The 26049-nt window shown below is 72.4% G+C and carries 26 protein-coding genes; 13 read left to right on the top strand and 13 right to left on the bottom strand.

Features of this window, described 5'->3' with window-relative positions:
- The first annotated feature begins 3 nt into the window (after window positions 1-3).
- On the top strand, window positions 4-1449 hold the full coding sequence (locus tag ABZS58_RS34615) for a PQQ-binding-like beta-propeller repeat protein (protein ID WP_354787470.1): 1446 nt from the start codon (window positions 4-6) through the stop codon (window positions 1447-1449).
- Between the two features lie 135 nt (window positions 1450-1584).
- The gene (gene metG, locus ABZS58_RS34620; protein ID WP_354787471.1) at window positions 1585-3000 is read left to right on the top strand and encodes a methionine--tRNA ligase; all 1416 of its coding nucleotides are present in this window, start codon (window positions 1585-1587) and stop codon (window positions 2998-3000) included.
- Here the strand turns inward: metG and ABZS58_RS34625 are convergent.
- Window positions 2997-3635: a GDSL-type esterase/lipase family protein gene (locus ABZS58_RS34625; protein WP_354787472.1), complete on the bottom strand. Its 639-nt coding sequence runs from the start codon at window positions 3633-3635 to the stop codon at window positions 2997-2999. The genes metG and ABZS58_RS34625 overlap by 4 nt on opposite strands.
- 34 nt (window positions 3636-3669) lie before the next feature.
- Window positions 3670-4134, bottom strand: coding sequence for an NUDIX hydrolase (locus ABZS58_RS34630; RefSeq protein WP_354787473.1), 465 nt, complete (start codon window positions 4132-4134; stop codon window positions 3670-3672).
- A gap of 152 nt (window positions 4135-4286) precedes the next feature.
- Here ABZS58_RS34630 and lgt point away from each other — a divergent pair, with 152 nt between their 5' ends.
- Together lgt and ABZS58_RS34640 are read left to right on the top strand one after the other, a co-directional pair.
- Window positions 4287-5324, top strand: a complete 1038-nt coding sequence (gene lgt, locus ABZS58_RS34635) for a prolipoprotein diacylglyceryl transferase (RefSeq protein ID WP_354787474.1) — start codon at window positions 4287-4289, stop codon at window positions 5322-5324.
- A gap of 12 nt (window positions 5325-5336) precedes the next feature.
- Window positions 5337-6542, top strand: coding sequence for an NAD(P)/FAD-dependent oxidoreductase (locus tag ABZS58_RS34640; RefSeq protein WP_354787475.1), 1206 nt, complete (start codon window positions 5337-5339; stop codon window positions 6540-6542).
- A gap of 119 nt (window positions 6543-6661) precedes the next feature.
- On the opposite strand, the gene ABZS58_RS34645 is transcribed toward ABZS58_RS34640, so the two are convergent.
- Window positions 6662-6862 carry a hypothetical protein gene (locus ABZS58_RS34645; RefSeq protein WP_354787476.1) on the bottom strand — a complete coding sequence of 67 codons (201 nt, stop codon included), beginning with the start codon at window positions 6860-6862 and terminating at the stop codon, window positions 6662-6664.
- On the bottom strand, window positions 6859-7842 hold the full coding sequence (gene bioB, locus ABZS58_RS34650) for a biotin synthase BioB (protein ID WP_354787477.1): 984 nt from the start codon (window positions 7840-7842) through the stop codon (window positions 6859-6861). Before bioB ends, ABZS58_RS34645 begins: the two co-directional genes overlap by 4 nt.
- Window positions 7843-7960: 118 nt before the next feature.
- On the opposite strand from bioB, the gene ABZS58_RS34655 reads away from it, so the two are divergent.
- The 4 genes from ABZS58_RS34655 to ABZS58_RS34670 all read left to right on the top strand — a co-directional run bounded on the left by ABZS58_RS34655 (window position 7961) and on the right by ABZS58_RS34670 (window position 10788).
- Complete coding sequence (locus ABZS58_RS34655; RefSeq protein WP_354787478.1) at window positions 7961-9154, top strand: 8-amino-7-oxononanoate synthase; 1194 nt, start codon at window positions 7961-7963, stop codon at window positions 9152-9154.
- A gap of 118 nt (window positions 9155-9272) precedes the next feature.
- Window positions 9273-9998 carry a dethiobiotin synthase gene (gene bioD, locus ABZS58_RS34660; RefSeq protein ID WP_354787543.1) on the top strand — a complete coding sequence of 242 codons (726 nt, stop codon included), beginning with the start codon at window positions 9273-9275 and terminating at the stop codon, window positions 9996-9998.
- Window positions 9999-10111: 113 nt separating this feature from the next.
- Complete coding sequence (locus tag ABZS58_RS34665; RefSeq protein ID WP_354787479.1) at window positions 10112-10276, top strand: hypothetical protein; 165 nt, start codon at window positions 10112-10114, stop codon at window positions 10274-10276.
- Window positions 10273-10788, top strand: coding sequence for a hypothetical protein (locus ABZS58_RS34670; RefSeq protein ID WP_354787480.1), 516 nt, complete (start codon window positions 10273-10275; stop codon window positions 10786-10788). Before ABZS58_RS34665 ends, ABZS58_RS34670 begins: the two co-directional genes overlap by 4 nt.
- 6 nt (window positions 10789-10794) lie before the next feature.
- Here ABZS58_RS34670 and ABZS58_RS34675 read toward each other — a convergent pair whose 3' ends face one another.
- From ABZS58_RS34675 to ABZS58_RS34715, 9 genes are all read right to left on the bottom strand, one after another.
- Window positions 10795-11463, bottom strand: coding sequence for a histidine kinase dimerization/phospho-acceptor domain-containing protein (locus ABZS58_RS34675; RefSeq protein WP_354787481.1), 669 nt, complete (start codon window positions 11461-11463; stop codon window positions 10795-10797).
- Between the two features lie 98 nt (window positions 11464-11561).
- Entirely contained in the window at window positions 11562-12197 is a 636-nt protein-coding gene (locus ABZS58_RS34680; RefSeq protein ID WP_354787482.1) for a dTMP kinase, read from the bottom strand.
- 91 nt (window positions 12198-12288) lie between these two features.
- Window positions 12289-13161 (bottom strand): L,D-transpeptidase, encoded by an 873-nt coding sequence (locus tag ABZS58_RS34685; RefSeq protein ID WP_354787483.1) that lies wholly within the window; start codon window positions 13159-13161, stop codon window positions 12289-12291.
- A gap of 47 nt (window positions 13162-13208) precedes the next feature.
- The gene (locus ABZS58_RS34690) at window positions 13209-13454 is read right to left on the bottom strand and encodes a hypothetical protein (RefSeq protein WP_354787484.1); all 246 of its coding nucleotides are present in this window, start codon (window positions 13452-13454) and stop codon (window positions 13209-13211) included.
- An 84-nt stretch (window positions 13455-13538) separates the two neighbouring features.
- The gene (locus tag ABZS58_RS34695) at window positions 13539-13979 is read right to left on the bottom strand and encodes a DUF5709 domain-containing protein (RefSeq protein WP_354787485.1); all 441 of its coding nucleotides are present in this window, start codon (window positions 13977-13979) and stop codon (window positions 13539-13541) included.
- Window positions 13980-14048: 69 nt separating this feature from the next.
- On the bottom strand, window positions 14049-15419 hold the full coding sequence (locus tag ABZS58_RS34700; protein WP_354787486.1) for a GH1 family beta-glucosidase: 1371 nt from the start codon (window positions 15417-15419) through the stop codon (window positions 14049-14051).
- Window positions 15420-15511: 92 nt separating this feature from the next.
- On the bottom strand, window positions 15512-16351 hold the full coding sequence (locus ABZS58_RS34705; RefSeq protein ID WP_354787487.1) for a carbohydrate ABC transporter permease: 840 nt from the start codon (window positions 16349-16351) through the stop codon (window positions 15512-15514).
- A complete protein-coding gene (locus ABZS58_RS34710; protein WP_354787488.1) occupies window positions 16344-17399 on the bottom strand; it encodes a sugar ABC transporter permease in 1056 nt (351 codons plus the stop codon). Before ABZS58_RS34710 ends, ABZS58_RS34705 begins: the two co-directional genes overlap by 8 nt.
- Complete coding sequence (locus tag ABZS58_RS34715; RefSeq protein WP_354787489.1) at window positions 17396-18658, bottom strand: sugar ABC transporter substrate-binding protein; 1263 nt, start codon at window positions 18656-18658, stop codon at window positions 17396-17398. Before ABZS58_RS34715 ends, ABZS58_RS34710 begins: the two co-directional genes overlap by 4 nt.
- 622 nt (window positions 18659-19280) lie before the next feature.
- Between ABZS58_RS34715 and ABZS58_RS34720 the strand changes: the two genes are divergently transcribed.
- The 5 genes from ABZS58_RS34720 (at window position 19281) to ABZS58_RS34740 (ending at window position 26027) form a co-directional block, all read left to right on the top strand.
- Window positions 19281-21860 carry a discoidin domain-containing protein gene (locus tag ABZS58_RS34720; protein WP_354787490.1) on the top strand — a complete coding sequence of 860 codons (2580 nt, stop codon included), beginning with the start codon at window positions 19281-19283 and terminating at the stop codon, window positions 21858-21860.
- Window positions 21861-22005: 145 nt separating this feature from the next.
- The gene (locus ABZS58_RS34725; protein ID WP_354787491.1) at window positions 22006-22833 is read left to right on the top strand and encodes an ABC transporter ATP-binding protein; all 828 of its coding nucleotides are present in this window, start codon (window positions 22006-22008) and stop codon (window positions 22831-22833) included.
- Window positions 22830-23627 carry an ABC transporter permease gene (locus ABZS58_RS34730; RefSeq protein ID WP_354787492.1) on the top strand — a complete coding sequence of 266 codons (798 nt, stop codon included), beginning with the start codon at window positions 22830-22832 and terminating at the stop codon, window positions 23625-23627. Before ABZS58_RS34725 ends, ABZS58_RS34730 begins: the two co-directional genes overlap by 4 nt.
- Window positions 23624-24955, top strand: coding sequence for a sensor histidine kinase (locus ABZS58_RS34735; RefSeq protein WP_354787493.1), 1332 nt, complete (start codon window positions 23624-23626; stop codon window positions 24953-24955). The genes ABZS58_RS34730 and ABZS58_RS34735 overlap by 4 nt, the downstream gene beginning before the upstream one ends.
- A 427-nt stretch (window positions 24956-25382) precedes the next feature.
- Complete coding sequence (locus ABZS58_RS34740; protein WP_354787494.1) at window positions 25383-26027, top strand: response regulator transcription factor; 645 nt, start codon at window positions 25383-25385, stop codon at window positions 26025-26027.
- The last annotated feature ends 22 nt before the right edge of the window (window positions 26028-26049 follow it).

Below are 26049 nucleotides of genomic sequence, written 5' to 3' on the forward strand. Positions count from 1 at the left end.
CGTTTGGTACCTGTAGCGCTCCTCCTAGCGGCGGCGCCCGGCTTCGCGCTGGCGTCCGCGGCGGCACAGCGCCCACCCGCGGCGGGTGTCGTCGAGGCCGACGCGGGCTGGCGGCAGGACGGCAACGGCCCGGGCCGCAGCGGGTTCCAGCCGGTCACGCCGTATCTCGGCACGGGCTCCGCGGCCCGCCTCGACACCGTGTGGACCGCGCCCGTCTCCCGCCCCGACGAACAGGTCGGCGGCGCGGTCGTCGCCGACGGCGTCCTGCTGCGCTCCTCGGGCGGCCCGACCGGGCAGATCCGCCGCTACGACGCGGTCACCGGCGCCGACCTCGGCCCGGTCACCGACGTCGCCGACCGCAGGTTCGGCCAGCTCGCCGTCACGACCGCCGGCGACACCAGCGGCGACACCGGCAGCAACACCGGAGTCGGCGTCGGCAGCGGCACTGGCACCGGCACCGGCACCGGCACCGGCACTGGCACCGGCACCGGCACCGGCACCGGCACTGGCACCGGGAGCGGCACTGGCGGCGCACGCACCGGCAGCGGCGCACGCACCGGCAGCGGCGCAGGCGCAGGCACCGGCGGCGGCACGGCGCTGCTCGTCGAGGCGCAGACGATCGACCCCACGACGAAGCACCTCCTGGAGCGCAGGCTCACGTCGTACACCATGCGCGGCGGAACCAGGTGGGAGGCGCCGCTGTCCGACGAGGTCTCCGGGGGTTTCACGGTCGCCGGTGACCTCGTGCTGCGCGCCGCCGGCGCCACCCTCACCGCGCTGCGGGTCGCGGACGGCACCACGGCGTGGACGGCGCCACTGGACGGCGAGGCGGGCCTGCACCCGCCCGTCGCCGACGCCGGCGTCGCCATCCAGTCGTTCGAGGTGGGCGGCGGCACCGGCCTGGCCGGCTTCGACCTGCGGACCGGCGCGCGGGTGTGGCGGCAGGACGCGAGCGGCCCGCGGGTGATCGCGGCCGGCGGCGTCGCCTACACCACCGGCCGCGGCGGCGTCTGCGCCCTCACCGTCGCCGACGGCGCCCGCCGCTGGTGCGACCCGGAGACGCTGGTCGATCCGCAGTCCGCGGCGACCGACGGGCGGACCCTCATGGTGCTCGCCGCGCACGGGCGCGCAGCCGGGTTCGACGCCGCCGACGGCACCGTCCGCTGGACCCGCGACTGGGGCATGGCCGGCGCGGAGGTGGCGACGTCCTACTGGTCGCCGGTGACCGGCGGCGGCGTGCTCTACGCGGTCGTGTACCAGTTCGCGATCCGCGACGGCGAGCCCGTGCACCGCACCGAGCTGCTCGCCCTGGACGCCGCCGCCGGGACGGTCCTGCTGCGCCGCGCCCTGCCGTTCGACGCGCTGCACGGCGACGAGCCGCTGCTGCTGTCCGGCGACCACGTGTACTTCGCGGCGCTCGAAAAGCTGTTCGCGCTCGGGGTACGCTGACCCCCATGCACACCGGCCGGATGATGCGCCCCGTCACGGGGTCCGTCGGCGTGCGCTAACTCGCTCACCACTCGCCCCTTGGTTCTGGGGCGAGCCGGATCAGGTCGTCCCGTTGAGGCAGACCGGAGATCCGTCATGAGCTTCTACGTCACCACCGCCATCCCGTATGTCAACGCCGCACCGCACCTCGGGCACGCCCTGGAGCTCGTGCAGGCAGACGTCCTCGCCCGGCACAGGCGGCTGCGCGGGCAGCGGGTCAGGTTCCTCACCGGCACCGACGAGAACGCGTTGAAGAACGTCACGGCGGCGGCCGCCGCGGGCGTGGACGTCGCCGCGTTCGTCACGGCGAACGCGGACCGCTTCGCCGCGCTCGGGCCCGTGCTCGGGCTGTCGTTCGACGACTTCATCCGCACCGCCGCCGATCCACGCCACGCGCGGGGCGTCGAGGCGCTGTGGCGGCGCTCCGCCGCGGACTTCTACCCGCGTGACTACGAGGGCCTGTACTGCCAGGGCTGCGAACAGTTCTACGAACCGTCCGAGGAGTGCCCGGAGCATGACGCGCCGCTGGAGACCGTCACGGAGTCCAACTGGTTCTTCCGGCTGTCCGGCTACACCGACCGGATCCTGAAAGTCCTGGAATCGGGGGAGGTGCGGGTCGAGCCGGCCGCGAAACGCAACGAGGTCCTCGCGTTCGTCCGGGCCGGGCTGCGGGACATCAGCGTGTCCCGGCCCGCCTCACGTGCCGGCGGGTGGGGCATCCCGGTGCCCGGCGACCCGTCGCAGGTCATCTACGTCTGGTGGGACGCCCTCGCCAACTACGTCACCGCCCTCGACGGTGACCTCTACCAGGAGTGGTGGCAGGACGCGGGCGAGCGGGTCCACGTCATCGGCAAGGGGATCGTGCGCTTCCACGCCGTGTACTGGCCGGCGCTGCTGCTGTCCGCGGGGCTGCCGCTGCCGACCACGATCTTCGTCCACGAATACCTGACGGTCGACGGCGCCAAGCTGTCCAAGAGCGCCGGCAACGCGGTCGACCCGTTCTCCCTGGTGTCCCGCTTCGGTGAGGACGCGTTGCGCTGGTGGCTGCTGCGCGAGGTCGCCCTCCTCGGTGACACGGACTTCACCGAGGAGCGGTTGCTGCAGCGGTACCACCAGGACCTCGCCAACGGGGTCGGCAACCTCGTCAACCGGACGCTCGGCCTGGTGCACCGCTACCGGGCCGGCTCGGTGGTCCGTCCGGAAACCGGCGCCGGGCTGTCGGCGGCCGTCGATGCCGCGCTGGCGGGGTTCGACTTCCGGGCGGCGACCGAGGCGATCTGCGCGGCCGTCGCCGACGGCAACCGCCTGGTGGAGACGGCGAAGCCGTGGGACCTGGCGAAGCAGGGCCGGGACGCCGACCTGGACGCCGTGCTCTCCACGCTGGTGGCGAAGTGCCGGGAGGTGACCCGCGAGCTGGCGCCGTTCCTGCCGTCCGGCGCCGCCCGCCTCGCGGCGCAACTCGGTGACGGCGCGCGTGTCGGCACCCCCGACCCGGTGTTCCCGCGCCTCTAGGCCCGCAGCGCCGCTCTCCAGGCGTCGCGGACGGCCCGGGCGCCCCAGGCGTTGGGTTCGATGTGGCCGCACAACCACAGGTCCCGGTTGTCCGGTCGCGGGTCGGCGGCCGTGATGTCGCCGGCCTTCGCGCCGTGACCGAGGAACGCGGCGTGCAGGTCGGCGACGACCGCCCCGTGCCGCGCCGCCGCGTCGCGGATGGCGGCGTTGAGCGCGGCGAGGACCTCCAGGCCGCCCGGCCACGGCGGGAGCCCCGCCCAGGACAGGTCGCCGGTGCCGTCGGTCGGGTCGTACACGGTGCTGACCACCACCCGGGCGCCGGTCGCGGTCAGGGCGGGCATGACGACCTCGTAGTTGCCCGCGATCCTGGCGACGGTGCCCTCATCCGCCCGGGTCCCTGCTTCGGTCATGGCCGTCAGCAGGTCGTTGCCGCCCATGGTGAGCGTGATCAGGGCGGGTCGGCCCTCGACCTTGTCCAGCTGGGACCGCATGACGTCGTCGCTGGTCGCACCGTCGCGGGCGAGCAGCGTCAGGTCGATGCCGAAGTCGTCGGCGAGCAGCGAGGCGGCACCCAGGCCCGGCCCGCCGGCATAGTCGTCGATCGAGATGGAGTCGCCGAGCGCGTAGTAGGCCACGGGTCAAGTAGATCACCACCGGCCCGGGCACGTGTCACGCGTCGATGACCTCGCGCTGCATGTCGCGCGTGATCTGCCGGACCACCCCTGCGCGGCCGGCGGCCGCGTCGGCGATGGCGGTCCGCGTCGTGGCGGTCAGCGGCTCCGGCAACGCCGCCGGGTCGTGCCACGCCAGGCGGCTGATCCGCCCGGGCGCGTTCAGCGCCGGACCACCGGCGTCCAGGCGGCCGCGGAACACGTGGACGGACAGGTCCGGCATCGCCTCGCCGCAGCCGTCGCCGGTCACCTCGTACAAGCCGACGAGCTCGACGATCCGCGCCTGGAGACCCGTCTCGGAGAAGATGTCGCGGACCGCGGCGTGCACCGGGCTCTCCGCCGCCCGGACCCGCCCGCCCGGCAGGCCCCACAGCCGGTGGCCGCCCGCCTGCTGGCACAGCAGCACGCGACCGGCGGCGTCCTCGATGATCGCGGCGACGGCGGACGAGACTTCGTAGCTCATATTCGCACTCTAAGCGGCATAGCGGACCGTTGCGATACCTTCGCTGATGGTGATCTTCGCCGCTCGGAGTGGGTTTCCGCGCGCTGCCGGATGACGAATTGGGCGAACCCAGGGCATCGCGTTTCGGCGGATCGGCGGTAGCGTGTGCACCCGTGGATGCTGCCCTTTCCCCGCTGGCCGTGATCCCCAGCCCCTCGCAGGGCGTCTGGGACCTCGGGCCGCTGCCGTTGCGCGCCTACGCGCTGTGCATCGTGCTCGGCATCGTCGCCGCGTGCTTCATCGCCGACCGGCGGCTGCGCCAGCGCGGCGCCCCGCCGTGGGTGATTCTCGACATCGCGGTGTGGGCGGTGCCCGCCGGCATCATCGGCGCCCGGATCTACCACGTGATCACCTCGCCCGAGGCCTACTTCGGTGAGAACGGCGACCTGATCAAGGCGTTCAAGATCTGGGAGGGCGGCCTCGGCATCTGGGGCGGCATCGCGGGCGGCGCCGTGGGCGCATACATCGCCTGCCGCCGGCTCAACCTGCCCTTCGCGATGGCCGCCGACACCCTGGCCGTCGGCCTGCCCGTCGCCCAGGCACTCGGCCGGTGGGGCAACTGGTTCAACAACGAGCTCTACGGCAAGGAGACCGACCTGCCGTGGGCGCTGCGCGTCTACAACTGGGACGCGAGCGCGGGCCACGCCCAGACCGTCAACGGTGAGCCGATCGTCCTCGGCACGTTCCACCCCACGTTCCTGTACGAGTTCCTGTGGTGCCTCGGCGTCGCCGCCGCCGTCTGGTATGCCGACAAGCGCTGGTCCCTCGGGCGCGGGCGGGCGTTCGCGCTGTACGTGGCGCTGTACTGCGTCGGCCGCTTCTGGATCGAGGCGCTGCGCATCGACGACGCCCACCACTTCCTGGGCATGCGCCTGAACAACTGGACGTCGATCGTCGTCTTCGCGCTGGCGCTCGCCTACTTCCTGCGCGTCCGCGGGCCGCAGGAGCGCGTGACGTACGACGAGAACGGCCGCATCACCCCGGTCACCGCGGATGGTGCCCTGGCCGATCCGGCCGTCGCCGACGCCTCGGACTCCCCGGCTCCCTCGGACGACCCGGACGACGACGTGGCGGAACCGGAGCCTGACGCCTCCTCCGAAGCGGACAGCGACTCGGACAGCTCGCCGGGCACGTCGCTGAGTAAGGGCTGAGGTAGCGAGCGGATGCGCACCGCTGTCGTGGTCGGCGCCGGCATCGGCGGGATCGCCGCGGCCGGCGCGCTCGCCCGGACCGGCTGGCAGGTCACCCTCCTCGAACGCGACGACCGGCTCCGGCCGGGCCGCGGCGCGCTCGTCCTGTGGCCCAACGGGGTCCGGGCGCTGCGCGGCCTCGGCCTGGCCGGCGGCCTCGACGGCATCGCCACCCCGGTCCCGCCGGTCGGCATCCGCCGGCCCGACGGGCAGTGGCTGGTCCGTCCCGGCGCGGTCGCACCGGACGAGGTCGAGTCGCCACCGGTCGTTGTGCACCGTGAGGACCTGCACGACGCGTTCATCGCCGGCCTCAGCGACCAGGTCGACATCCGCAGCGGCATCGAGGTGCAGCCAGCCCGCGTCCACCGGGAGCGCTGCGCCGTCGGCGACGGCAGGGTCACGTTCGAGGCCGACCTGATCGTCGCGGCCGACGGGGTGCAGAGCGCCGTGCGCCGCCGGCTCGCCCCGGCCACGTCGTTCGCCAGCGCCGGTGTGGCCGCGTGGCGGGCGGTCATTCCGTGGTACCGCATCCCCGACCTGCCGCCGGGCCTCCCGCCGCACGGCGAGACGCTCGACGCCGGGCACCGCTTCACCCACGCCTCCCTCGGCGAGCGCGGCTCGTCCGGCGGCTCGACCCGCGGCGGCATCTCCTGGGTCGCGACCGTCCCCGGCGCGCTTCGCCCCGAGCCCGCCGCCGGCCAGCTCGCCCTGCTGCGCCGCTGGTTCGCCGGCTGGCACGCCCCGATCCCGCAGTTGCTCGCCGCGACCGAGCCCGACGACCTCGTCCAGGAGTCCGTCGGCGAGCTCACCCCGATGCCGGAGACCTTCGGCGTGCGGGCCGGCAACGGCGGCTACGCCCTGATCGGCGACGCCGCCCACGCCATGCCGCACCACCTCGCCCAGGGCGCCTGCCTGGCCCTGGAGGACGTCGCCACCCTCCAGGCGGTCCTCGCCAACGTCCGGGGGCCGTTGGCGCCCGCCCTGGACGAGTACAGCCGCCTGCGCCGCGCCCGGATCGCCAGGGTCCTGCAGCAGACCCGGAAGGCGGCCGCGGTGCTGCAGCCCCGGGGCGGCCTCACCAGCCGCGCGATGGGCGCCGCGCTCGGCCGCGCCAACCCCCGCACCCTCGACAGGGCGGCCGCCGCGGCCGCCGAATGGCCCGGCCCGACCTCCGCCTGACCAACCCTCGCGCATCCCGTGATCCGGAAGAGTTCGTGTCGTCCAGGGTGCACGAAGTCTTCCGGATCACGGAAAAGGTGGGCGGCCGAGGGGCCCGACGGCGGGGGCTGCCGGCCGCCTTACCCGCCCTGTGCGGTGGGGCCGTGCTCGACGCAGGTGGCGGACCAGCCCTGCGGCAGGACCTGCACCTTCATCCGGCGGCGGCACCGGGGGCAGAAGCGCGGCGGCTCCAGCTCCCGTGCCGCCGCGCACGCCGGGTGCGGGCCGGTCAGCGCCTCGCCGCACCGGTCGCACCACGTGGCGGTGTCCGTGTCCGTCACAGGGTCGCCGAGAGAGCCTTGACCGGCATGCTCAGCTCGTCGAGCAGCGCGAGGTCCTGGTCGGGGGAGCGGCCCAGGGTGGTCAGGTAGTTGCCGACGATGACCGCGTTCACGCCGCCGAGGAGGCCGTCACGCGTGCCGAGGTCGCCGAGCGTGATCTCGCGGCCGCCGGCGTACCGCAGCAGCGTGCGGGGCAACGCGAGCCTGAACGCGGCCACGGCGCGCAAGGCGTCCTTCGGGTCGAGGACGGGCTGGTCGCTCAGCGGGGTGCCGGGGCGCGGGTTGAGGAAATTGAGCGGGACCTCGTGCGGGTCGAGCTCCTGCAGCTGGATCGCGAACTCGGCCCGCTGCTCGACCGTCTCGCCCAGGCCGAGGATGCCGCCGCAGCAGACCTCCATGCCGGCGTCGCGGACCATGCGCAGGGTGTCCCACCGCTCCTCCCAGGTGTGGGTGGTGACCACCTGCGGGAAGTGCGACCTCGCGGTCTCCAGATTGTGGTTGTACCGGTGGATCCCCAGCGCCGACAGCTCGTCGACCTGCTCCTGGGTCAGCATGCCCAGCGAGGCGGCGATGTTGATGTCGACCGCGGCGCGGATCGCCGCGACGCCGTCGGCGAGCTGGGTCATGAGCCGCTGGTCGGGGCCCCGGACGGCGGCGACGATGCAGAACTCGGTGGCCCCGGTCGCGGCGGTCTGCCTGGCGGCCTCGACGAGCGACGGGATGTCGAGCCAGACGGCGCGGACGGGGGAGGTGAACAGGCCGGACTGCGAGCAGAAGTGGCAGTCCTCGGGGCAGCCGCCGGTCTTGAGCGAGACGATGCCCTCGACCTCGACCTCCGGGCCGCACCACGTCATCCGCACGTCATGCGCGATCGCGAGATAGTCGGGCAGCTCCTCGTCGGAGCAGCGCAGCACGGCGAGAACGCCCTCGAGGTCGAGCCCGACTCCGGTGTCGACGACAGCCTTGGCAGCATCAAGCATGCTCGTACCTTACAAAACGTTAGGGTCGGGCGGTCGGCCCGAAGGTGGTCAGTTACGTTGTGCACATCGCACAAACGACATCGTAGGGGTTCTACAACGCGACGGGGAGGGTGCTGCGGTGCACGACGGATCCCGGCTGTCCACGCCGGACGGATCGTGGCTGTCCACGCTGGACGGTGAGGCTGCCGACCGGCAGGCCGCCGGGCTGCGCCGGGAGCTGCGTCCGCGCGGCACCGGCGACGATGTGATCGATCTCGCCGGCAACGACTACCTCGGCCTCTCGCGCCACCCCGACGTGCTCGCCGCCGCCGCGCGGGCCCTCGCCGACTACGGGCTCGGCGCGACCGGCTCGCGGCTCGTGCGCGGCTCCACCGACGCCCACCACGCCCTGGAGGAGGGGCTCGCCCGGCTCCTCGGCGCGCAGACCGCGCTCGTGTACTCGTCCGGGTACCTCGCCAACCTCGGCGCGATCCGGGCCCTGGTGCGCCCCGGCACGCTCGTGGTCTCCGACGCGCACAACCATGCGTCCATCGTCGACGGCTGCCGCCTCGCCTGCGCCGGCAGCGCGGCCCGCGGCGCGCGGACCGTGGTCGCGCCGCACGCCGACCCCGCGGCCGTGCGGGCGCTGCTGGCCGCCGAGCCGGACCGGCCCGCCGTCGTCGTCACCGAGAGCGTCTTCTCCGTCGACGGCGACCTGGCGCCGCTCGCCGCGCTGTACGCCACCTGTGGGGAACACCCGGGCGGCGCGCTGCTGCTCGTCGACGACGCGCACGCGCTCGGCGTGATCGGCCCCGGCGGCGCGGGCGGGGTCGCCGCCGCCGGGCTGTCCGGGCGGCCGGACGTGATCGTCACCGCGACGCTGTCGAAGTCCCTGGGCGCCGCCGGCGGGGTCGTCGCCGGGCCGCACCAGCTCGGCCGGCAGCTCGTCGACACCGGCCGCACGTTCATCTACGACACCGCCCTGCCGCCCGCCGTCGCCGCGGGCGCCCTCGCCGCGCTGGACCTGCTGAGCGCCGGGGACGACCTGCGGGCCGAGCTCGCCGGGCGGGTCGCGCGGGCCGTCGCCCGGCTGCGCGCCGAGGGCCTCGACGTCTCCGACCCCGACGGCGGGGTCATCTCCGTCGGCGCGCCCAGCCCCGACGAGGCCTTCGCCTGGGCGGCCGCGTGCCGGGGCAGGGGGGTCGCGGTAGGCTGCTTCCGCCCACCGTCCACACCGGACGGTCGGTCGCGCCTGCGGCTCACCGTCAACGTCGGCGTGCCACCGGCGGCGTTCGAGCACGCGCTCGACATCGTCGTCAAAGAGCGCCCTTAGAGGACGACTGAAGGACGAGCCGTTGAGCGACCCGCGCCCCGCCGACCACCATGACGTCTCGCCCGCGGAGGCCCTCCTCGCCGACGCGCTGCGCTGCGAGACGCTGCTGTCGCAGGACGTGACCCCGGCGGCGACCGAGCCGATCACCGGTGCGGTCGTCGTCACAGGCACGGACACCGGCGTCGGCAAAACGATCGTCACCGCCGCGATCGCCGCCGCCGCGACGGCCGCCGGCCGCCTGGTCGCCGTCGTCAAACCGGCGCAGACCGGCACCGCCGAGGGCGACGAGCCCGACGCCGCGACCGTCGCCCGCCTCGCCGAGCCCGTCACGGTGCGGACCCTCGCCAGCTTCCCCGACCCCCTCGCCCCCCTCGCCGCGGCCAGGGTCGCCGGCGAGGACCCGCTGACCGCCGTCATGGCCCAGCTGGCACTGCGCACCATCGTCGAGGAGCACGACCTCACTCTCATCGAGGGCGCCGGCGGCCTGCTGGTGCCCATGGGCGAGGACGGCTGGACGATGCTCGACCTCGCCGCCGCGCTCGGCGCGACCGCGGTCGTCGTCGCCCGCCCCGGCCTCGGCACGCTCAACCACACGGCCCTCACCCTCGCCGCCCTCGCCGCCCGCGACGTCCCCGCCGCCGTCGTCCTCGGCACCTGGCCCGCCGACCCGGAACTCGTCCACCGCACCAACCTCCACGACCTCCCCGGCGACCTGGCCGGCGCGATCCCCGACGGCGCGGGCGCCCTCGCCCCATCCCTGTTCCGCCGCGAGTCCCCGCACTGGCTGGCCCCGCTGCTGCACGGCCGCTTCGACCCCGTCGCCTTCCGCTCCCACAGCCGCTGACCCGCCGCCCGCCGGTCACCACGGAAGCCCGCCGCGGAGCGGCCCGGCGCGGCGGGGAAAGGTCGGCGCTTCGGAGGACCGCGGTGATCGATATGAAGGGGTACGGTCACGCCATGAACGAGATCGACCCTGGTGCCGGTGTCGCCGCCGAGACCGCACCTGAGCACGAGCGCCGTGCCCGCGCTCGGAAGCGGCTCAGTGACGCGGGCGCGAAGGTCACCGCCGATGCCCGCACCGAGTCGCGGGAGCAGGTCCGCGAACTGATGGGCTGGGCATGACCGAGCAGCCGGCAACCGACGACACCACCACCGATCAGGCCACCACCGACGAGGTCACCACCGACGAGGTCACCACCGACGAGGTCACCACCGACGAGGTCACCGCCGACGAGGTCACCGCCGGGAGCGAGGCCGTCGGGCTGGTGCTCGATCCGTCGGCGGTGCTCGCGTACACGCAGGGGAACACCGGGGTCGACGACCTGGTCAGCACCGTCCTCGCCGACGGGGGCGTCGTGGTGGTGCCGGCCGTGTCGCTCGCGGAGACCCGCAGTGAGCTCGCGTACGCCGAGGAGCTCGCCCGGCTCGACGCCCTGCTCGGCGCGGTCACCGTCGCGCCGCTCGGGGGTGCGGACGCGGTCGGGCTGGGGAGGCTGGCGTCGCGGCTCAACGGGTCGCTCGGGCTCGCTCACGCCGTGGCTGAGGCGCACCGGCACGAGGCCCGGCTGCTCACCGCGCACGGGCCCGCGGTCCGCCGCACCATCGGCGAGCTCGACGGCATCGTCGATCTCTGAGCCGGGCTAGCGCGCGGTGGCGAGGACGCTGGCCGGCAGGGTGAGGCGGAACGAGGTCTCGTCGAGGCGGACCTCGCCGCCGCACAGGCTGGCCACGGCGCTCGCGACCCGCAGGTCGGCGGGGCGCTGCGGGTCGCTGGGGCGCGGCTGCGGAGCGGTCAGCTCGCCGTGCGGCACGATCTTCGCGTCGATCGCCGGGACCGGGTCGGCGCGCAGCGCGATCTCGATGTGGGCGCGGCTCGGGGCGGCCGTCGCCAGCCACAGGACGAGCTGCCCGACGAGGTGCCGGCAGACGAGGTCGTCGACGGCGACGAGGACCGTTGCCGGCGCGTCCGCGTGGATGCTGACGGCGCCGGCGACCGCGACCCGCCGCGCCAGGTCGACGGCGTCGCGGAGCACCACGACCAGGTCGGTGGCGCCGACCCGGTGCGCGTCGCCGGCGGGGGTGCCCTCGACGGTGGCGAGGGGCAGGATGACGCCGTCGACGTAGCGCTGCAGGCGGACCGCGTTGCGGTCGATCGCGTCGAGACAGGCGACGCCCTCGCGCAACGCGTCCGCCGCGGGGGCGCAGGCCAGGTCGTCGCGCAGCAGCCGGGTGTACGCGAGGATCGACGTCAACGGGGTGTGCAGCTCGTGGCGCAGCCGTGCCGCGGGATCGTCGCCGGTGGAGAACACGCGCGTTCCTTCTTTCGTCGGGCTCGGGTGCCCGCGTGGCCCGAGACATCGACGCTAACCGGCCGTCCGGCCTGCCGGGTCCACGACAGGCGTGCCCGTCACCCGATCGGGAGCAGGTGCGACGTGGACCGCGCGGGACGCGGCGAGACGGTGCCCGGCAGCGGGTCGGGGCGCAGCGCCGCGCGCAGCGACGCCTGCACCGCCGACGGGTCCACGCCCGCGTCGACGACGGTGAAGCGGCCGGCCTCGGGCAGCGCCCGGTACGCCCGGTCCGACGCCGTCAGGTAGTCGAGCTCCTCGTGGTCCTTGCCCCGCGCCTCGACCCTGGCCTGCGCGACCAGCGGCGGCACCGCCAGGTAGAAGACGAGGTCGGGCTGCGGCAGCAGGCGGAAGAGCAGCCGGGCCGGCCGCGGCGTGCCCCCGCGCACGGTGATGCTCGTGTACTGGCAGTAGGTGTACCGGTCCATGACGGCCACCGTGCCGGTCAGCCGCGACAGGGTCAGCGCCCGCGCGATGACGAAGCCCCGGATCAGCGTCTCCACCAGCAGGAACAGTCGCACGCCGAGGAGGTCTTCGGCGTCGCGGCGGCCGAGCCGCTGGGCGAGCCGGCTGAAGAAGACCCGGCCTGCGGCGTTGCGGTGATAGCGCGCGGGCGTGCCGGTCGCGTCGAGCCAGTCGGCGAGCCACCGCGCCTGGGTGGACTTGCCGGCGCCGTCGATACCAATCAGTGCCACTGTACGGATCACCTTCCCTACGGTAAGCCGTCGGCGGTGAAACGCCAGTGAAGAGCGGGACGACGACAGAACGTGAGGACGGGAAGACGGCTCAGGGCAGGACGACGACGCTGGTGCCGCTGGGCACCGAGTCGAGCAGCGTCTTCTGGGCGGCGGGCGGCATCCGGACACAGCCGTTGGACCTGCGGAAGCCGAACTCGTTGCGGTACCACGCGTGGATCCCGGTGTGCGCGTCCTGCAGGCCCTCCGCGACGGCCCCCTTGTCGTCGGGCACGGCGCCGAGGGCGAGGACGTCGAGCCCTGCGTACACCTTGCTGGACAGCGACGACCGGCCCAGGACGAACGTGCGGCCCAGCGGCGTCTGGGTCGACGCGGCGCCGACGGTGACGGTCCACGTCCGCTGCACGACGCCGTCGCGGACCCAGGTCAGCGTGTACGCGCCGCGTCGCACGACGATCTGGTCACGCAGCGCGACGGTGCTCCAGCCGCCGTCGGGGATCCAGCCGACGCTGCGGTTGACGGTCGGCAGCAGCACCGCGACCCAGCCGGCCTGGCGCGCCACGATCGGCATGATCAGCGGCACGCCGCTGATCTCGGGGGTGAGGAACGCGCGGGCGGTGCCGCCGGGCCTGTCGTACGCGGCGAGCTTCGCCGCCGGGTGCAGCGCCTCGGTCAGCGGGACGGTCGAGGCCTGGTCGGGGTCGGCGGGGAAGCCGGACGCGGCCCGCGTGTAGGTGATCGTCGGGATGCCCGCGGCGGCCGGCGGGGCACTGCCGGCGGCCTCGACGGCCGGCGAGGGCGGCGCGGAGACGGCCGGCGACGACGCGGGTGCGGAGGACGCCGGTGCGGCGGATGACGGCGCGGCGGGGGGCGGCGCGGCGTGCGGCTTCGACCTGCCGCAGGCGGCCACGCCGGTGAGGCACACCGTGAGCACGGTGAGGGCGGCGGCGCGGCGCACGAGCATCCGCTCACCGTAACCGAGCGTTCCGTGGCCGGCTGTCATCCCGCCGGTCAGGAGCCGGACGCCCGGTCGAGGAGGTCCAGGGCCACCGGCAGGTCGGCGGCGCCGATCATCCCGTACCCGATGATCCCCCTCGGGGTGGGCGCGAAGCCGCTGATACTGGCCACGACGGCGTCGTTCGTCGTCGTGTACGTCCTGGGCACGGCGGCGGCGGTGAAAGTGCTTCCCGCGGGCAGCTGGGCACGCCGCACGGCGGTCGTCGCGCTGCTGTGCGTCGTGGGGCTGCTCGCCCTCACCGGGTGGTACGTGCTGTGGGCCGCGGGCGTGGCGGTGGTCGCGCTGGGTTACCAGGCGGCCACCGCCCGCAAGAAGCGTGACCGTCAGCGGTCGACGTCGATGATGTGCATGGCGGCCTCCTCGGCGGACGCGGCGCCGCCGTCGATGCCGACGTCGGAGCCGATCTCGTCCTTCTCCTCGTCCTCGCCCCAGCCCTCGTCGGGGGCGACGAGCCGGCCGGCCCGCCGGTCGCCGACCTCGCCGGCGTCGAAGAACTCCCCGGACTCGCTGGTGGCGCCGTAGTCGTCGAGGTCGGGCCGGGCCGTCGGGTCCGGCTCCTCCTGCTTGATCCGCTGGTCCCAGGACTCGCCCTGCTGCGCCTCGGCCTGGGTGACGCCGAACGCGTTGAGGCCGAGCGGTTTCTCCGGCGGCGAGTAGCCCTCGTCGAGGGCGTCGACCAGCCCGCGGTCCGACAGGGTGTCCTCGACGGACAGCTGGCCTTCCTCGTCCGGGGCCGGGTCCCAGCTCGCGGTGTCAGAGCTCATGATTCGTCTCCTCGGTGGCAGGTCCTGTGGCGCTGCCGTTCTGCTTACCCGGCAGCGCCACATTCGACCCTAATCCACCGAATCGTGGGCCGCGCTGTGTGCGGCGCTGTGGCCTCGGATCAGCTCCGCGTACCGGTGGCCGCTCGCCTTGATCGTGCGCTGCTGCGTGTCGTAGTCGACCCGGACCAGGCCGAACCGCTTGTCATAACCGTAGCCCCATTCGAAGTTGTCCAGCAGGGACCAGGCGAAGTAGCCGTCGACCGGGGCGCCCCGCACGACCGCGTCGCGGACCGCGTCGAGGTGCTGCTCCAGGTAGTCGACGCGCTCCTTGTCCTGGACCTCGCCGCTCGGCTCGACCGCGTCGGCCCACGCGGAGCCGTTCTCCGTCACGAGGATGCTGCGCGGCCCGTACGTCTCGGCGACGCGCACCAGGATGTCCTCCAGGCCCTTCGCGTGGACCTCCCACGGCATCGCCGTCTCGGTCGACCCCGGCACGGGGATCTGCCGCACGAACGGGGCCACGCCGGTGGGGTCGTCGACGATGACCTGCCGGAAGTAGTAGTTGATGCCGAGGAACTCCGTCGGCGCCGCGATCAGGTCGAGGTCGCCGTCGCGGACGGGCAGCTCCACCTGGTACACCTCGAGCATGTCGGCGGGGTAGCCGAGGCCGTGCAGCGGGTCCAGCCACCAGCGGTTGATGTGCCCGTCGGCGCGGCGGGCCGCGGCCACGTCCTCCGGCCGGTCGCTGCCGGGCTCCGTCGGGCTCAGGTTGAGCACGATCCCGACCGCCGGCGGCAGCTGCGCCGAGGCCCGGATCGCCTGGTTGACCAGGCCGTGGCCGAGCAGCACGTGGTGCGAGGCGCGCACCGCCCGGGTCAGGTCCCGCTCGCCCGGCGCCATCCGGCCCTCGAGGTGCCCGATCCAGCACACGCACAGCGGCTCGTTCACCGTGTTCCAGTCCGCGACCCGGTCGCCGAGCCGGCCCGCGACGACGGCCGCGTAGTCCGCGAACGCCTCCGCCGTCGCGCGCTGCGGCCAGCCGCCCGCGTCCTGCAGCGCCTGCGGCAGGTCCCAGTGGTACAGCGTCGCGAACGGCCGGATGCCCGCCCCGAGGAGCCCGTCGACGAGCCGGTCGTAGAAGTCCAGGCCCGCCTCGTTCACCGCGCCGGTCCCCGCCGGGACGATCCGCGGCCACGCCACCGAGAACCGGTACGCCGCCAGGTTCAGCCGGCGCATCAGGGCCACGTCCTCCGGCCAGCGGTGGTAGTGGTCGCAGGCCACGTCGCCGGTGTCGCCGTTGTCGACGTTGCCGGGCGCGTGGCTGAACGTGTCCCAGATGGACGGTCCACGGCCGTCTTCCGTGACGGCGCCCTCGATCTGGTACGCCGCGGTCGCGGACCCCCAGATGAAGTTCGGTGGGAGGTTGGACAGATCCAGCACGGGACGGTTCTCCTCTTGGGGTGCTGCGGTGAGGACGGGTTGACCTGACGGCGCCGGCGGTGAGACCGGCCGGGTGCTGCGGTGGGAGGCGCCTACTTGACCGCGCCGGCGGTGAGGCCGGCGACGAAGTACCGCTGCAGGGCCAGGAACCCGGCCACGACCGGGATGCTGACCACCAGGGACGCGGCCATCACCTGGTTCCAGTACACCTGGAACTGCGTGGAGTAGGCCTGCAGGCCGACGGCGAGGGTGCGACTGTCCTGATCCGTCATGATCGACGCGAACAGCACCTCGCCCCACGCCGTCATGAACGCGTAGACGGTGACCGCGACGATCCCGGGCACCGCCGTCGGCAGGATGACCGTGAACAGCGTGCGCATCGACCCGGCGCCGTCGACCTGCGCGGCCTCGTCCAGGCCGCGCGGGATCGAGTCGAAGTAGCCGACGAGCATCCAGATCGAGAACGGCAGCGAGAACGTCAGATACGTGATGACCAGGCCGAGCCGGGTCTGGTACAGGTCGACGCCGCCGGCCGTGCCCAGGTTGACGTAGATCAGGAACAGCGGCAGCAGGAACAGGATGCCGGGGAACATCTGCGTCGACAGGACCGCGACGGAGAACACGCCGCGGCCGCGGAAGCGGTACCGGCTGATCGCGAACGCCGCGAACACCGCGATCGCGACGGAGAAAACCGCCGCGACCGACGACACGATCACGCTGTTGAGCAGATAGGTGCCGAGCGGCACCGTGGTCCACATGTCGACGAACGCCTGGAACGTCACCGTCGAGGGGAACCAGGTGAAGTAGTCCTGCACGTCCTGCAGCGGCTTCAGCGCCGAGCTCACCATCACGTACAGCGGCGTGAGCACGAACAGCGACAGGAACGTCAGCACGATCCAGCGGGCGATCCGCTCGCCCCTGCCCTCACGCATGGTTCCTCCTGCGGTTCGTGATGACCAGGTACACGGCCGTGACCAGCAGCAGGAACAGCAGCAGGGCCACGGACATCGCCGAGCCGGTGCCGAAGTCCCAGGTGCTGAATGAGCTGTTGTAGATGTGGATCGAGATGAGGTCCGCCTCCGGTGGCGCGGACCCGCCGAACAGCACGTACGGGGTGTTGAAGTCGTTGAACGTCCACAGGAACAGCACCAGCAGCAGCACCTGGTTGATCGGGCGCAGCGACGGCAGCGTCACGGAGGTGATCCGCCGCCAGAACCCGGCGCCGTCGATCGCGGCCGCCTCGTACATCTCCGTCGGCACGTTCTGCAGCCCGGCGGTGATGCACAGCAGCGCGAACGGCCAGGTCCGCCACACGGACACGACCAGCAGCGCCCAGAAGCTGTTCTCGCCGATGAGCCAGAACGGCCGCTCGCCGTCGACGAGCCCGAACTGGTCGACGAGGACGTGGTTGACCAGGCCGGTGTCGCGCTGGAAGAGGAACCCCCAGGTGATGACGGCCGCGTAGACCGGCAGCGCGTAGGGGGTCAGGAACAGGGTGCGCAGCAGCGCCCTGCCGCGGAACGGCCGCTGCAGGAACACGGCGGCCGACAGCCCGAACAGCCACGAGATGAAGACCGACAGCGACGTGTACAGCACGGTGATGCCGAACGAGTGGGCGAGGGCCTTGCCGGTCTCGCTGCTGAAGTCGAGCGTGGCGGTGTAGTTGCCGAGCCCGACGAACGGCGCCGTCGACCAGTCCTGGATGTGGAACTGGGTCAGTTCCAGCAGGCTCATCCACACGCCGACGAGCATCGGCACGACGTGGATCGCGACCTCGAGGATCACCGCCGGCAGGACCAGCAGGTACGGCAGGTGCTTGGACCGCAGCCGGCGCCTCCGGCGCTGCTTCGGCGTGCTCGGCCGCCGCGACGGGGTGCCGCCGTGGGCGCGGGCGTTGTGCTGGCGCACGTCGGGCGCCGCGTGCATCGGCCGGCGGACCGGCACGACCGCCGACCCCCTGACCCGTTGCGGCCCCGTCATCCTTTCATCCGTTGCTCGACGGCCTTCAGCTTCGCGAAGATGGCGGCCTCGGTGATCGGCTTGTTGTTCGCGGCGTTGGCGAACTGCTCCTTCATCACCGCGCCGACCAGGGTCTCGAACTGGCTCTCGGTGGTCACCTGGGGCAGCGGCGAGGCGGTCGAGGCGAGCACCTCGGCGAGGATCTTCTGCTCCGGTGCGGAGAACGCGGGGTCGCTCAGCGCCGCCTTGACCGACGGCAGCGACCCGTACACCTTGTTGAGCGCGACCTGCTCGGTGTCGCTGGTCATGAACTTCACGAACTCCATCGCGCCCTCCAGATTGCGGCTGTGCCGGAAGACCGCGATGTTGATCCCGGCGACCATGCTGTTGACCCGGCGCCCGCCGGTCGGGGGGTTCGCCGGGAACGGCACGTGCGCGATGCCGTACTCCTCGGGGCGCATGCCCTGCGCCTGGAACGCCGAGCCGGCCGCCTGCCACAGCAGCATCGCCGCCTTGCGGTTGGCGAAGTCGGACAGCGACTCGTTCTTCGCGTACTCCGCGTTGCTCGGGTTGACGATCTTGTCGACGGCCATGAGGTCGATGTACCGCTTGATGGCCTTGACGTTCTGGTCGGTGTCGAACGTCGGTTTGCCGCTGGGATCGAACCACTCGCCGCCGTACTGCTGGCTGAACGTGAACGCGTGGTGGGCGTTCTCGGACAGGTTGGCTCCCTCGACCGCCAGCCCCCACTGCTTGCCGTTGGTGAGGCGCTTGCCGACCTCGACGAGCTCCTCCCAGGTGGCCGGGGGCTTGCTGATGCCCGCGTCGGCGAACATCTGCTTGTTGTAGTAGAGCGCGTAGGACAGCGAGTAGAGCGGCACCGCCGCCGGGGCCTTGCCGGGCGCGCCGGCGGAGGCGAGGGCGGCCGGCACGAACCGGTCCTTGCCGCCGATCCGGTCGAACGCCGCGGCGTCGAAGGAGATCAGCGCGTTGGTCGCCTGCAGCGACGCCGACCAGGTGTTGCCGATGTTGACCACGTCCGGGCCACGGCCCGAGGTCGCCGCCGCCAGGAGCCGGTTGAGCAGGTCGGACCAGGGCACGACCTCGACCTTGACGTGGATGCCGGTCTGCTGCTCGAAGCGCTCCAGGACGGGCGCGAGCGTCTGCTTGTCGAATTCGAGGCTGCTGCCCTGGTTGCTCGCCCAGTAGGTCAAGGTTTTGGCGTCCGCCACGGGTTCGCCGCACGCGGCGAGCGAGCCGGTCAGCAGGGCGGCCGCCATCAGTAACACGAGCCTTCGTCGTCCCGGCACGGTGTCTGCCCTTTCGATGGGTGCCGACCGGCGTGCCGAAGCGACCGCAGGGGTTGGGACTGCGGCGTGACGGTCGCACGCTCGACAGGGGGTGAAGGTGGTGCTGGTCCCAGCCGAACGGGGGTGTGGTGCCGCGACCAGTTTCTATCGAGACTTAAATAATGTCGTCATTAAAGTGGGACGCTTTCGTGCCGTCAAGGTCCGGTCCCTGTCGCGACGACCTCGCAAAGGCCGCAAAAACGGATTTTTCACGTCGCGATAGAAGTTTGTCTTGACGCCGACGCAACCCCGGCGTAACACTCGTGGTTCTGAGAGAGCGCTCTCTCAGATGTGTGTTCCGGCATGACGATGCCGGGGACCGTCGGCGCACCGCCTTGCGCCGCCGTGTCACCGCACGACCCCTCACGGTTCCGTCCGCCCAGATCACGGCCGGTGAGCACCGGTCCGGATCCCCGCCAACGTCCCCCGACTGACAGGCAGGATCATGAAATTTCCGCGTTTGTCGCGCTATCCATCGGCGCATGCATCGTCTGATGCGCCGCGGCGTCGCAACGGTCTGCGCCGCTGGCTCCTCGGTGGCGCCGCCACCCTGATGCTCTCCACCGCCGTCGCCGCGATCGCGCTGCCCAACGCCTCCGCCGCGCCGACCCTGCTGTCGCAGGGCAAGCCCACCACCGCCTCGTCGGCCGAGAACGCCGGCGCACCGGCGACCGCCGCCACCGACGGCAACACCGGGACCCGCTGGGCCAGCGCCTTCAGCGACCCGCAGTGGATCCAGGTCGACCTCGGCGCGCCCGCCGCGCTGTCCCAGGTCGTGCTCAACTGGGAGGCCGCGTCCGGCAAGGCGTTCCAGATCCAGATCTCCAACGACGCCGCGACCTGGACGCAGGTCTACAACACCACCACCGGCGCCGGTGGCACCCAGACGATCAACGTGACCGGCACCGGCCGGTACGTGCGGATGTACGGCACCCAGCGCAACACCGCCTACGGCTACTCGCTGTGGGAGTTCCAGGTCTTCGGCGAGGTCTCCCCGACCGGCCAGACCTGCGGCCCGACGAACCGCGCGATCAGCCGCCCGGCGACCGCCTCCTCGACGGAGAACGCCGGCACGCCCGCCACCGCCGCCGCCGACGGCAACACCGGCACCCGCTGGGCCAGCGCCGCCTCGGTCCCGCAGTGGCTCACGGTCGACCTCGGCTCGGCGTACCAGCTCTGCCGGGTGGTCCTGCGCTGGGAGGCCGCCTACGCGAACGCCTTCCAGATCCAGGTCTCCAACGACAACGCGGCGTGGACCCAGGTCTACTCGACCACCACCGGTACCGGCGGCGTGCAGACGATCGACGTGACCGGCACCGGCCGCTACGTCCGGGTCAACGCCACCGCCAAGGCCACCCAGTGGGGTGTGTCGCTGTGGGAGTTCGAGGTGTACGTCGTGGGTGGTGGCCAGCCGTCCAGCAGCCCGCCGGTGAGCAGCGGACCCATCGAGACGCCCGACCCGAAGAACCCCAACTTCGGCCCCAACGTCTCCGTCTACGACCCGTCGCAGCAGGCCGCCGCGCAGGCCCGGCTCAACCAGATCTTCGCCGGTCAGGAGACCAACCAGTTCGGCACCGAGCGCTACGCGGTGCTGTTCAAGCCCGGCAACCACACGATCGACGCCAACATCGGCTTCTACACCCAGGTCGCCGGTCTCGGCTTCTCACCTGACGACGTCAACATCAACGGCCACGTCCGGGCCGAGGCACTGTGGTTCGGCGGCAACGCCACCCAGAACTTCTGGCGCGGCGCGGAGAACCTGTCCGTGACCCTGCCGAACACCGGCAACGGCACCCAGGTCGAGCGCTGGGCGGTCTCGCAGGCCGTGCAGTACCGCCGCATGCACCTGCGCGGCGCCAACAACGAGATCCAGCTCTGGAACGGCGGCGACGGCTGGTCCTCCGGCGGCCTCATGGCCGACACGAAGGTCGACGGCCGGGTCGTGTCCGGCTCGCAGCAGCAGTGGTACACCCGCAACAGCGAGCTCGGCAGCTGGGCCGGTTCCGTGTGGAACATGGTCTTCCAGGGCGTCCAGGGCGCCCCGCCGCCGAACTTCCCGAACCCGTCGCACACCGTCATCAACCAGACGCCGCTGCAGCGGGAGAAGCCGTTCCTCTACATCGACGGCACCGGCACCTACCGGGTGTTCGTCCCGGCCCTGCAGGCCAACACGTCGGGCACGAGCTGGTACAACAAGACGCCGGCGGGCTCGTCGGTCTCGCTCGACCAGTTCTTCATCGTCCGGCCCGGGCACACCGCGGCGCAGATCAACGCGGCGCTGGCCGCCGGCCGGCACCTGCTGGTGACCCCCGGCGTCTACCACCTCAACCAGGCGCTGCAGGTCAACAACCCGAACACGATCATCCTGGGCCTCGGCCTGGCGACGTTCGTGCCGGACGGCGGCGTCACCGCGATCAAGGTCGCCGACGTCGACGGCGTCAAGCTCGCCGGGATCCTCATCGACGCCGGTACGGTCAACTCGCCGACCCTGGTCGAGCTCGGCCCGGCCGGCTCGTCGGCCTCGCACGCCGCCAACCCGACCTCGCTGCACGACGTGTACTTCCGCATCGGCGGCGCCCACGTCGGCAACGCCACGGTCAGCCTGCAGGTCAACAGCAACAACGTGATCGGCGACCACATGTGGATCTGGCGCGCCGACCACGGCAACGCCGGCACCTACGGCTGGACCGTCAGCAAGGGCCAGAACGGCATGGTCGTCAACGGCAACGACGTCACGATGTACGGGCTGTTCGTCGAGCACTACCAGCAGTACCAGACCATCTGGAACGGCAACGGCGGCCGCACGTACTTCTACCAGAACGAGATGCCCTACGACCCGCCGAACCAGGCCGCCTGGATGAACGGCTCCACCCGGGGCTGGGCCGCCTACAAGGTCGCCGACAGCGTGAACACGCACCAGGCGTGGGGCCTCGGCAGCTACTGCTACTTCAACGTCAACCCCGCCGTCGTCGGCGAACGCTCCTTCGAGGTGCCGGTGAAGTCCGGGATCCAGTTCCGCAACATGGTCAGCGTCTCCCTCGGCGGCGTCGGCACGATCAACCACGTCATCAACAACACGGCGGGACCCGCCAACACGGCCAACCAGATCATCTATGTGACGGCTGGGCCGTAGCCGCTTTGTTCAGGTAAGAGCCGAGCCGGAAGACCTACCCGCCCAGGTCTTCCGGCTCGGCGCCGTCTGTCCACCGGTCGGCTGACATCCGGGTTCAGTCCTCCGGTCGTCCCTCCGCAGGGGGTGTACGCAGTTCGATAGGTCCATGAAACCGATCGAGGTGCACGGGCTGCGCAAGGCGTACGGGGGCAACCCGGCAGTCGACGGGATCTCCCTCTCCGTCGGGCCCGGGGAGATCTTCGCCCTGCTCGGGCCCAACGGGGCGGGCAAGAGCACCACCATCGAGATCCTCGAAGGCCACCGTCGTCGCGATGCCGGTGATGTACGGGTGCTGGGGGAGGACCCTGGTGCGGCCGGCCGCCGGTGGCGGTCGCGGATCGGGATCGTGCTGCAGACCGCCACCGACGCGGCAGACCTCACGGTCCGCGAGACCGTCCGGCACTTCGCCGGCCACTACCCCTCGCCGCGGGACCCCTCCGAGGTGCTCTCCCTGGTGGGACTGCTGGACAAGGCCGACGCCCGGATCCGGACGCTGTCCGGTGGGCAGCGGCGGCGGGTCGACGTCGCCCTCGGCATCATCGGCAACCCCTCGCTCGTCTTCCTCGACGAGCCGACGACCGGGTTCGATCCTGAGGCGCGGCGGCGGTTCTGGGCGCTGATCCGGTCCCTCGCCGCCGACGGGACCACGATCCTGCTCACCACCCACTACCTCGAAGAGGCCGCCGCCCTCGCCGGGCGGCTCGCGATCATCGTGGGCGGCCGGATCGTCGCCGCCGGTACACCCTCCGACGTGGGCGGACCCGCTCAGGCGCAGGCGACCGTGACCTGGCGCGACGGCACCGGCCTGCACGAGGTCCGCACCGACTCGCCCGGCACGGTGGTCTCCTCGTTGCGTCCCGACGCCACTGACCTGCAGGTCCGCCGGCCCAGCCTGGAGGACGTCTACCTCGACCTGATCGGAGCCCGGTCATGACCATGCCGTCCACGCTTGCCATGGGCCGCTCCCGCGGCTTCGTCGAGGTGCTGCAGCTGATCCGGCAGAAGGACGCGGTCATCTTCACGTTCGCGTTCCCAGCGCTGCTGACGATCCTGCTCGGGTTCATCTTCTCCACGCCGGTCATGCCGGGGTCCTCCACGACGCACAGCCAGGTGTTCGCGGCCGGGATGATCGCCTACGGGATCCTGTCCACGGCGTTCATCTCGATGGGCGTCGGGATCGCCGTCGACCGCGAGGACGGGACGCTGAAGCGCCTCCGTGGCACGCCGGTGACCGCCGGGGCCTACTTCATCGGCAAGATCGTGCTGGTCCTCTTCGCGGCGCTCTTCGAGGTGGCGCTGCTGTTGCTGGTCGGCACGCTGCTCTTCGACCTGCCCTTCTTCGCGGATGTTTCGCACTTCCTGACGTTTGCCTGGCTCCTGGTTCTGTCGGTGGTCGCCTGTACCCTGCTGGGCATCGCCGCCTCGTCGCTGGCCCGGTCGGCCCGCAGCGCCCCGGCGGTGCTCAACCTGCCCGTCCTCGTCCTGCAGTTCACGTCCGGCATCTTCGTCCACATCGCCGCGCTGCCGCCGGCCATGGTCGACGTCTCGGCGCTGTTCCCCGTCAAATGGATGGGGCAGGGATTCCGCTCGGTCTTCCTGCCCGACGCCCTCGCCGCACAGGAGGTGGCAGGCACATGGGAGCCCGGCAGGACCGCCCTGGTGCTGGGCGTGTGGTGCCTGATCGGCCTGGCGCTGAGCCTGCTGACGTTCCGGTGGTCACGCCGGTGACCCTGGCCCGGTGGGACGCGCTGTATGTCGTGGTCGTGGGCTCGGTCGTCGGCTTCCTGCTGGTCGACCGGGCCCCCGGCGTGGTCAGCGCCCCGGCCGCCGCGGTGCTCCTCGCCCTGGGCCTCGCCTGGCACGTTCTCCACGGCCGGCTCGGGTTTCCGGTCTGGGTCTTCGCCGGCGTCCTCGCACTGCTGCACCTCACCGCCGTCTGGCTCGACCACACGGCGTCGTTCGCGCTCATCGCCTGGGCCTCGATGCTGTTCGCCGCGTTGCCGCTGCGCCCCGCCCTCGCCGTGGTCGCCGCCCTCGACCTGCTGCCGGTGCCGCTGACACTGGTGCGCGACGGCACCCTCGCCAAGGTGCACGGACTGATCCCGCTCACGGTGCTGGGCCTGGCGTTCGCGGTCGTGGCCGGCACGTACATCGCCCGCCTCACCGACCAGAACGAGGAACGCGCCGCGATGATCGCCGAACTCTCCGCCAGCCGCGCCGAGGTCGCCCGCCTCTCCCACGAGGCCGGGGTCCTCACCGAACGGGCCCGCCTCGCCGCCGAGATCCACGACACGCTGGCCCAGGGCTTCACGAGCATCATCACGCTCACCCAGGCGGCCTCCGGCGACCCGTCCCAGACCGCGCACCGGCTGGCGCAGGTCACCCGCACCGCCCGGGAGAACCTCGCCGAGGCGCGCGCCCTGGTCGCCGCCCTCAGTCCCGCCGACCTGCAGACCTCGGGCCTCGGCGACGCGGTGCGGCGGCAACTGTCCCGGCTCGCCTCCGAGACGGGCATCCACACCGCCTGCCACTTCGACCACCGCATCGACGACGCCCTGGCCGCCCTGCCGACCGCGGTGCAGGTGGTGCTGCTGCGGTCGCTGCAGGAGGCCCTGACCAACGTCCGCAAACACGCCCACGCCGCGACCGTCGACGTCCGGCTCTCTTTCAGGGACGGCTCGATCGTCCTGACAGTGACCGACGACGGCCTCGGCTTCACCCCGCCGCTCCCTGCTCCCACCGCAGCCTCCCGCCCCTTTTCCGAGTCCGGTCCCGCCTCTGGCTCTGGTTCCGCCGCTGAATCGGGTTCCGGCTCTGTCTCGGGTTCTGGGTTCGGTTCCGGTTCTGGGTCTGGCTCGGGTTTCGGCGCTGCGTCCGGTTCCGGCGCTGGGTCTGGTTCCGGGTCGGGCGTCGGCTCGGGCTCGGGCTCGGAACCCAGCGTCAGGTCGGGCTTCGGTCTTGCCGGCATGCGAGCGCGGGTGGAGCAGGCCGGCGGCGTGTGCACCGTCTCGAGCCGCTCCGGCACCGGCACCACTGTCACGGTGCAACTCGGATGAACCGCACCGCGGCGCCACCCAGCCCTTGCGTCCCGGTCCATCCGGAGCGACCAGCACCGCTTCGCGCTGGTGTTCGCCACCACGGCTCGGCTCGTATGATCCGCGTCGTGCCGTCTGATGCCGGTCCCGCACGCGCTCTTCCCTTGCCGGTTCGCGTCCCGTCCTCCCGGGCCGGTCTTCCGATCACGGCATCCGGTCGCCTGTCCTACCTGGCTGGCTTCCCGGTCTCGGCAGTCAGTCTCCTGTCCTCCCGAGCCGGGTTCCTGGTCTCGCGGGCCGGGATTCTGGTCTCGGGGGCCGGCTTCCCGGTCTCGCGGGCCGGCTTCCCGGTTTCCCCGGCCGGTTTCGCGGTGTCGTTGGCCGGTTTCGCGTCCTCGGCGGTCGGCTGCGTGTCGTCCGCCGATGCCGCCGTCGTGGACCGGCTCGTATGATCCGCATCCTGCTGGTCGACGACCACCCCGTGGTCCGCGACGGTCTGCGCGGCATGCTGGAGGCCGAACCAGACCTGACCGTCGTCGGCGAGGCCGGCTCCGGCGACGAGGCCGTCACCGCCGCGCGCATCCACCACCCCGACGTCATCCTCATGGACCTGCGGATGCCCGGCCTCGACGGCGCCGGCGCCACCTGCCGCATCCTCGCCACGCTCCCGCAGACCAGGGTCGTCGTCCTCACCACGTACGACACCGACGCCGACATCCTCCGCGCCGTCGAGGCCGGCGCCAGCGGCTACCTCCTCAAGGACGCCTCCCGGACCGACCTGACCGCCGCCGTCCGCGCCGCCGCCCGCGGCGAGACCGTCCTGGCCCCTTCGGTCGCCGGCCGCCTCGTCCAGCAGGTCCGCAACCCACCCCGCCCGGCCACCACCCCGATCCTCTCGGCCCGCGAGCTCGAGGTCCTGTCCCTCGTCGCCACCGGCCACACCAACGCCGACATCGGCCGTACCCTCCACATCACCGAAGCGACCGTCAAAACCCACCTGCTGCGCGCCTTCAACAAACTCGACGTCAGCGACCGCACCGCCGCCGTCACCACCGCGATGTCCCTCGGCCTTCTCCCGCCGGCCCGCCCCTGACCCAGCCGAACGATCCCGTCAG

Origin of the sequence: Dactylosporangium sp. NPDC005555, from assembly GCF_040605635.1 — a bacterium.
GTDB lineage: Bacteria > Actinomycetota > Actinomycetes > Mycobacteriales > Micromonosporaceae > Dactylosporangium.